Annotated in this window: 10 protein-coding genes and 1 pseudogene; 2 read left to right on the top strand and 9 right to left on the bottom strand. The window is 72.1% G+C overall.

The window, feature by feature from the left end:
* From ESO86_RS08450 to ESO86_RS08415, 8 genes and pseudogenes are all read right to left on the bottom strand, one after another.
* Nucleotides 1–359: pseudogene (locus ESO86_RS08450) on the bottom strand (hypothetical protein); the annotation flags it as partial.
* Nucleotides 356–1,936, bottom strand: a complete 1,581-nt coding sequence (locus ESO86_RS08445) for a YifB family Mg chelatase-like AAA ATPase (RefSeq protein WP_129234498.1) — start codon at nucleotides 1,934–1,936, stop codon at nucleotides 356–358. The pseudogene ESO86_RS08450 and the gene ESO86_RS08445, both read right to left, overlap by 4 nt.
* Nucleotides 1,936–2,292, bottom strand: coding sequence for a YraN family protein (locus ESO86_RS08440; protein ID WP_129234497.1), 357 nt, complete (start codon nucleotides 2,290–2,292; stop codon nucleotides 1,936–1,938). Before ESO86_RS08440 ends, ESO86_RS08445 begins: the two co-directional genes overlap by 1 nt.
* A gap of 102 nt (nucleotides 2,293–2,394) precedes the next feature.
* Nucleotides 2,395–2,718 (bottom strand): DUF2469 family protein, encoded by a 324-nt coding sequence (locus tag ESO86_RS08435; RefSeq protein ID WP_129234496.1) that lies wholly within the window; start codon nucleotides 2,716–2,718, stop codon nucleotides 2,395–2,397.
* A 6-nt stretch (nucleotides 2,719–2,724) separates the two neighbouring features.
* Nucleotides 2,725–3,411 carry a ribonuclease HII gene (locus ESO86_RS08430; RefSeq protein ID WP_242492280.1) on the bottom strand — a complete coding sequence of 229 codons (687 nt, stop codon included), beginning with the start codon at nucleotides 3,409–3,411 and terminating at the stop codon, nucleotides 2,725–2,727.
* A 1-nt stretch (nucleotide 3,412) separates the two neighbouring features.
* Nucleotides 3,413–4,159 (bottom strand): signal peptidase I, encoded by a 747-nt coding sequence (lepB, locus tag ESO86_RS08425; RefSeq protein WP_129234495.1) that lies wholly within the window; start codon nucleotides 4,157–4,159, stop codon nucleotides 3,413–3,415.
* A 79-nt stretch (nucleotides 4,160–4,238) separates the two neighbouring features.
* The gene (gene rplS / locus ESO86_RS08420; protein WP_129234494.1) at nucleotides 4,239–4,586 is read right to left on the bottom strand and encodes a 50S ribosomal protein L19; all 348 of its coding nucleotides are present in this window, start codon (nucleotides 4,584–4,586) and stop codon (nucleotides 4,239–4,241) included.
* Between the two features lie 210 nt (nucleotides 4,587–4,796).
* Nucleotides 4,797–5,318: a hypothetical protein gene (locus ESO86_RS08415; protein ID WP_129234493.1), complete on the bottom strand. Its 522-nt coding sequence runs from the start codon at nucleotides 5,316–5,318 to the stop codon at nucleotides 4,797–4,799.
* Nucleotides 5,319–5,404: 86 nt separating this feature from the next.
* Between ESO86_RS08415 and map the strand changes: the two genes are divergently transcribed.
* The gene (gene map / locus ESO86_RS08410; protein WP_129234492.1) at nucleotides 5,405–6,172 is read left to right on the top strand and encodes a type I methionyl aminopeptidase; all 768 of its coding nucleotides are present in this window, start codon (nucleotides 5,405–5,407) and stop codon (nucleotides 6,170–6,172) included.
* 41 nt (nucleotides 6,173–6,213) lie between these two features.
* Here the strand turns inward: map and nirD are convergent, their stop codons facing one another.
* A complete protein-coding gene (gene nirD, locus ESO86_RS08405; RefSeq protein ID WP_129234491.1) occupies nucleotides 6,214–6,564 on the bottom strand; it encodes a nitrite reductase small subunit NirD in 351 nt (116 codons plus the stop codon).
* Between the two features lie 203 nt (nucleotides 6,565–6,767).
* Here nirD and ESO86_RS08400 point away from each other — a divergent pair.
* On the top strand, nucleotides 6,768–7,280 hold a 513-nt coding region (locus ESO86_RS08400; protein ID WP_165307514.1), incomplete at its 3' end, for an FAD-dependent oxidoreductase.

The raw sequence follows: 7,280 nt of genomic DNA, 5'->3' as shown, positions 1-7,280 counted from the left end.
GCGACCGATCGGCTGAACGCCGCCTCGTCGAGGCGCGGCCGCCAGCGCGCGAGTCCGGCGGTGAGTTCGCGTGCACTCGGGCCGTCGAGACCGCCGGGATCGTGGGCCGCTGCCTGTTCGGCGAACTCGGCTCCGGAACGACCGCCGAGCAGCCCGGTCGCGACGGGCCGGGCGCCGAGTGCGCCGACGAGCCGGCCGAGCACGCCGTCGCCGGGCTCGGAGACGAAGCCGAGCAGGGCGGTCGCGACCGCCTCCTCGACCTCGATGGATGCCGCGGTCGCGGCATCCGACCGGGGCCTGACCACCCCGATCGCGTCGGCGAGGTCCCCGGCGATCGCACCCAGGACGTCGCCGCTCATGCCGACGTCCCCAGCCGCATCGCGAGCGCGCGCCCGACGTGCTCGGCGTTCGGGCGCTCCGCCTCCTCGAGATCGGCGATCGTCCAGGCGACCTTGAGCACGCGGTCGTACCCGCGCATCGTGATGCTGCCGCGCTCGAGCGAGCGGTCGAGTGCCCGGGTCGCGACCGATCCGGGATGCAGGGCGCCGTCGCCGCGGAGCCACGGCCCGGGCATCTCGGCGTTGGTGCGCCACGGCGTTCCCGCCAGACGCCGGGCCGCGGCGTCGCGAGCCCGCACGACGATCCGGCGCGCCTCCTCGGAGGTCATCACCGGCGCCGCCCCGGGATCGTCCGCACGATCGCGCTCCATGTTCAGCCGCGACGGGGTGACGCGGTGCACGAACAGCCTGAGGTCGACGCGATCGAGCAACGGCCCCGAGATGCGCGCGAAGTACCGACGCTTCGTCGCGGGCGGGCACGCGCAGCCGTCGTCGGGCGAGTCGCCGCCGCCGCACGGGCAAGGGTTGGCCGCGAGCACGAGCTGGAATCGGGCGGGGAAGGTCGCGACCGCGTTCGCCCGGTGGATGCTGATCCGGCCCGATTCGAGCGGTTGGCGGAGCGCGTCGAGCACGCTGGCCGGGAACTCGGGCGCCTCGTCGAGGAAGAGCACGCCGTGCGACGCCCGCGCGGCTGCGCCGGGGCGTATGCCCCGACTCCCTCCGCCGACCATGGCCGCAGCGCTCGCCGTGTGGTGCGGCGCCTCGAACGGCGGTCGCACCGAGAGCGTCTCGCCGATCGGGTGACCGGCGAGCGAGCGGAGCGACGCGACCTCGAGCGCCGCCTCGGGCGAGAGGTCGGGCAGGATTCCGGGCAGCCGGGAGGCGAGCATGGTCTTGCCCGCGCCAGGCGGGCCGGCGAGCAGCAGGTGATGACCGCCGGCCGCCGCGATGAGGAGCGCCTGGATCGGCTCGTCGCCGCCGATGACGTCGGCGAGATCGCCCTCGGGTGACTCCGTGCTCGCCGGGATCGCGTGCGCCTCACCCTCGTCGACGGTCGCGCCGATGCGGGCGGCTTCGATGCCGGGATCACCGCCGTGACGCTCGACCGCCTCGCGGAGCGTCGCCACGGGGACCACCTCGATGCCGGGGACGAGGCGAGCCTCGGCGGCGTTCGCCGAAGGCACCATCACCCGCTCGTGGCCCGCCCGGGCGGCGGCGAGCACGGCCGGGAGGATCCCGTGCGTCGGACGGAGTCGCCCGTCGAGCCCGAGCTCGCCGAGGTGGACGACGCGCGCGACGGAATCCGCGTCGACGGTGCCGGCCGCGGCCAGGCAGGACAGCGCGATCGCGAGGTCGAAGGCCGACCCGTGCTTCGGCAGGGACGCCGGCGAGAGGTTGACGGTCAGGCGGCGTGCCGGGAGGGGGCATCCCGCGTTCCCGGCGGCCGAGCGCACCCGTTCACGGGCCTCGCCGAGCGCGGTGTCGGGCAGGCCGATGATGACGAACGCCGGGAGCTGGCTGGAGAGGTCGGCCTCCACCTCGACGACCGAACCGGAGAGCCCGACGAGCGCGATCGCGCGCGTCCGTGCGACCGCCATCAGCCGATCCCCTCGAGGTGCTCGACGATCGCGGGCCCCGACGCCGGCGCGTGCACCGCGACCGCGTCGATGCGGATACGTGCGGTCGGCCGGTCGTGCGCCTCGCACCAGGCGATCGCGAGCCGTCGAAGCCGCGCGAGCTTGAGCGGGGTGATCGCCTCGAACGGGTGCCCGAACGACGGCCCGGTGCGGGTCTTCACCTCGGCGAAGACGGTGCAGTCGCCGTCGTGCAGCACGAGGTCGAGTTCGCCGTGCGCGCAGCGCCAGTTGCGGTCGACGACGCGCATGCCGCGCGCCACGAGGTGGTCGGCGGCGACCTGTTCGCCACGCCGGCCGAGTTCGATGTTGTGGGCCATGGGCCCAGCGTCGCGGTCGGGCGCCGATCCGCCCCCGCCCCGACGCCGTTCCGTGGCGGGTCCCGTCGATCCGCCGCCCGTGGAGGACGGCTCGCGATCGGGCTACTCCTCGAGCGCGAGGTCCTTCGGGAGCTCGAACTCGCGGGTCGCGAGCTCCTCCACGTTGACGTCCTTGAAGGTCAGCACGCGGACCGACTTGACGAAGCGGTCGGCGCGGTAGACGTCCCAGACCCAGACGTCCTTCATCGTGAGCTCGAAGTAGAAATCGTGCTCGGTGTCGCGGCGCACCAGTTCGACCTCGTTCGCGAGGTAGAAGCGCCGCTCGGTCTCGACCACGTACTTGAACTGGGTCACGATGTCGCGGTACTCGCGGTACAGCGCGAGCTCCACTTCACGGTCGTAGTCGTCGAACTCGTCCTCATCCATCGTGCATCATCCTACTTCGAGGTCGAAGAGCGACGGCGCCGGTTCGGGCGTCCGGTCGTGCAGCCACGTGTGCCGGTGCAGCGCGCTCGGCCCGTGCTCGGCGATCGCGGCGAAGTGGGCGGCGCTCGAGTACCCCTTGTTCTCGTGCCAGTGGTAGAGCGGCGTCTCGTCATGCGCCCTGCGCATGCCCCGATCACGATGCACCTTGGCGATGACGGATGCCGCGGAGACCGACGCGCAGTCGCGATCGGCCTTGATCCGCGTGATGACCTGCGCCCGGTGCTCGATGGACTGGCTGAGCCAGTCGTAGTTGCCGTCGAGGACCAGCGGGGCGCCCGCGACCGCGCCCCGGTCGATGCCGAGCGCGGCGAATGCACGCGCCCCCGCGAGGCCGAGGCACGCCATGATGCCGAGGCGATCGATCTCGTCGGCGCTCGCCTCCCCGACCGCCGACGCGAGCACCCATGTCGCGGCGCGCGGTGCGAGCAGTTCGCGCTTCGGCTCGGGCAGGAGCTTCGAGTCGCGCAGGCCCGCCGGCATCCGCTTCACCGTCGCGTCGATGGCGACCAGTCCGACGGTCACCGGGCCGGCGAGGGCCCCGCGACCGACCTCGTCGCACGCGAGCACCACGGGTGCTCCCCCGGCCAGCAGCTCGCGCTCGAACCTCAGCGTCGGCACCCCGGCGGGAGGCACGTCAGCCGGTCCCCTCGTCGACGCCCGAGAAGACCGCGGGGTAGTTGTCGAGCCAGGCCCAGTTCGAGATCGGCCAGCTCACCACGACGGCGCGACCGACGACGTTCTCGATCGGCACGAAGCCCTCGAGCGGCGTCCCCGTGTTGTAGCGGGAGTCCTTCGAGTTGTAGCGGTTGTCGCCCATGACCCAGAGGGAGTCGTCGGGGACGGTCACGTCGAAGTCGTCGCGCGACACCTTGGTCTCGCCGGGCGGCAGCGCGACGTAGGGCTCGTCGAGCGGCACGCCGTTGACGGTCATCTGGCCGAGCGCGTTGCAGCACACGACGTGGTCGCCCGGGAGGCCGACGACCCGCTTGACGAGGTGGTCGTTGGAGTCGGGCGCGGAGAGTCCGACGAACGCGAGGAAGCCGTCGACGACCGCGACGAGCGGCGGCCGCGCCTCCTCGGAACGAGCGGGCAGCCATCCGCCCGGGTCCTTGAACACGACGACGTCGCCGCGCTCGATGGGCGTGACCTCGGGCACGAGCTGGTTGACGATGATGCGGTCGTCCTGCATCAGCGTCTCCTCCATCGACTGCGACGGGATGAAGAACGACCGGATCAGGAACGTCTTGATGAGGAACGAGACGAGCACGGCGACCAGGAAGATCACCACCAGGTCGCGGAGGAACAGCAGTGTGCTCCGGCGACGCGACGGCGCCCCGGAGGTGGCGCGTTCGTCGCGCTCTGTACGTGTGTCTTCAGTCATGAAACGGCTCGAGCTCCCCGCCCCAGTCTAGGGGCGAGGAGCTCGAGCGGATGACGCGTTCGGAACGGCGCGCGGCCGATCAGTTCTCGCGCTTCTCCTTGATCTTCGCCTTCTTGCCGCGGAGCTCGCGCAGGTAGTAGAGCTTGGCGCGACGGACGTCACCGCGGGTGACGACCTCGATGTGGTCGATCACCGGCGAGTGGACCGGGAACTTGCGCTCGACGCCCACCTGGAAGCTGATCTTGCGGACGGTGAAGGTCTCGCGCACGCCCTCGCCCGAGCGGCCGATGACGACGCCCTGGAAGACCTGGATGCGCGAGCGGGTGCCTTCGATGATGTTGACGTGCACCTTGACGGTGTCGCCCGGGCGGAAGTCCGGGACGTCCGTGCGGAGGCTCGCGGCGTCGACGTGGTCGAGGATGTGCATGATGGTTCGCTCTCTGCGCCCGCCACCGGTCGAACGCGGATCTGATTGGAAGAAGAGTTCGGTGCCGTTCGCGCGATCACTCGCGGCGTGCGGGCTCCCCGGAGGCAGAGCCATGCGACGGCACAAACAACCATTCTGCCAGATCGGGTCGTTCCCGACCAAAATCGCTGGACGGATGCGTCGAGGCGGCGTGCCGGCGGAGCCTCGGGGTCAGCCCCGCCGCTCCTCCCAGCGCCGCTCCTCGCGGATGACGATGACCTCGCCGGCGTCGTCGGCCGGTGCGCGCCGCGCGTCGCCGCCGACCCCCTGCGCGGGCGAGCCCTCGGCGACCAGTCGCTCGTACTCGTCCATCGTGGCGCGCACGCGACGCGCCCCGTCGCGGAGGAGTCGCCAGATCGCGTACCAGAACGCGGCGATTCCACCGACCATCGCCAGCACCGCGAAGGTGATGCCGGTCGGACCGTAGAACCCCGCGGCGATGATGAGCAGGTGCCACGCGCCGAGCACCGCGACGTCGGACCAGGCCACCGCCTTCTCGCGGCGCACGTCGGGTCGCGCGGCGACGAGCAGGGCGACGACGCCGAGCATCACGAACGCGACCGGGGTGGCGAACATGAGCCCGAGCACGCCCCAGCCGCTCGAGCCGAAGATCGCGTAGCCGATGAGCAGCCACACCGGGAGCACGATCGCGGCGGCGAACTGCCACCGGTAGAACCCGCGTCGGATGAGCATGCGCCCAGCGTACTTCGACCGGCTGGCGGAGGGCCGGGTGTTCACTCAGGGCGGAGCCGTCAGAATGGGGTGCGGAGAGGATGAGCGTGATCGAACTGAGGACCCCCGCCGAGATCGACGAGATGCGCCCTGCGGGCCGCTTCGTGGCCAGCGTGCTGGAGGCGACGTCGAAGGCCGCGGCCGTCGGCGTGAACCTGCTGGAGCTCGACGCGCTCGCGCACGAGATGATCCGGAAGGCCGGCGCCGAGAGCTGCTACATCGACTACCACCCGTCGTTCGGCGCCAGCCCGTTCGGCAAGGTGATCTGCACGTCGGTGAACGACGCCGTGCTGCACGGCCTCCCCCACGACTACCGGCTGAAGGACGGCGACCTGCTGAGCCTCGACTTCGCCGCGTCGGTCGACGGATGGGTCGCGGACTCCGCCGTCTCGATCGTCGTGGGCACCCCGCGCGAGGAGGACCTGCGCCTCATCGACACGACGCGACGCGCGCTCGACGCCGGCATCGCCGCCGCCCGCCCCGGCAACCGCATCGGCGACATCTCTCGCGCGATCGCGGACGTCGCGAAGGCCGAGGGGCTCTCGATCAACACCGACTTCGGCGGGCACGGCGTCGGCCGCACGATGCACGGCGACCCGCACATCCCGAACAACGGCCGTCCCGGCCGCGGCCTGCCGCTGAAGCCCGGCCTCGTGGTCGCGATCGAACCGTGGTTCCTGCACCGCACCGACCGCATCTTCACCGACCCCGACGGCTGGACGCTGCGGAGCGTCGACGGCTCGCGCGGCGCGCACTCCGAGCACACGGTCGCGATCACCGACGGCGACCCGATCGTCCTCACGCAGCGCGGCTGATCGCATGCGCGTCGGCCACGACGCCATCCCGAGCGGCGGACTCAGGCCTCGAACTCCACCTGGAGCATCCCCCCGACGACCCGCGTCCGATACGTGCGGAGCCCCAGCGCGGGGTCGGTGAAGCACTCTCCGGTGCCGAGGTCGTAGACCTCCTTGTGCAGTGGCGAGGCGATGGTCGGGCGTTCGCCGCGGGAACCGACGATGCCGCGGGCCATGACGGGCGCGCCGGTGTGCGGGTCGTGGTGGTCCACCGCGTAGACCTCCTCGCGGTCGACGCGCACGATCGCCACCATGCGGTCGCCCAGGAGCGCGACCTCGCCCCAGCCGGGCTCGAGATCGGCGACCGCGCACGCGGCGATCCAGCTGCTCGTGCGTTCAATGGTCGACGTCATCTGCGGCTTCCTCTCCTCGGTGACGACGACGCTACGGGGGTGATGTTTCACCGGCCGCGCCGGCGGTGTTTCGCTCGGGTGAAACCCCCCTCACACGACGCACGGAGTCATGCAAGGTCTCCGAGCGGTTGCGTTACGGCTCCGAAACAGGGGCGAAACCGTGCCGCCGTACGCTCCCCAGTCAACCCAGGACCGGAGGAGCCATGAACGACACCGAGATCGACGCCGTCGCCCCCCGCGACGTGCTCGTCGTCGGCGGCGGCCCGGCCGCGCACCGACTGGCCGACAGCCTGCACGCCCGCGACGGCGGACGGTCGCTCCGCGTCACCGTCGTCGCCGACGAGGCGCACGCTCCGTACGACCGGGTCGCACTCAGCACCCGCCTGGCCGATCCCACCGCCGACCTCGCGCTGCCCGCCACCCCGTGGGCCGAGGGCTCGGTGCGCCTCATCACCGGCGAGCGCGTCACCGAGGTGGACGCCGCGTCCGGCATCGCGACGACCGCGAACGGCATCGAGCTGCGCTTCGACGACCTCGTGCTCGCGACCGGCTCCAGCGCCCCGGTCCCGTCGATCCCGGGCAGCGAGCACATCCGCGTGTACCGGACCATCGACGACGTCGACGCCCTGGTCGCCGAGACCCGCGAGCTCGCGGCACGCCTGGGCCGGGCGCCGCGCGTCGTCGTCGCCGGCGGCGGGCTGCTCGGGCTCGAGGCC

The sequence above is a fragment of the Agromyces binzhouensis genome (genome assembly GCF_004135055.1).
Lineage (GTDB): Bacteria > Actinomycetota > Actinomycetes > Actinomycetales > Microbacteriaceae > Agromyces > Agromyces binzhouensis.
This window is presented reverse-complemented; position numbering and strand designations above follow the sequence as displayed.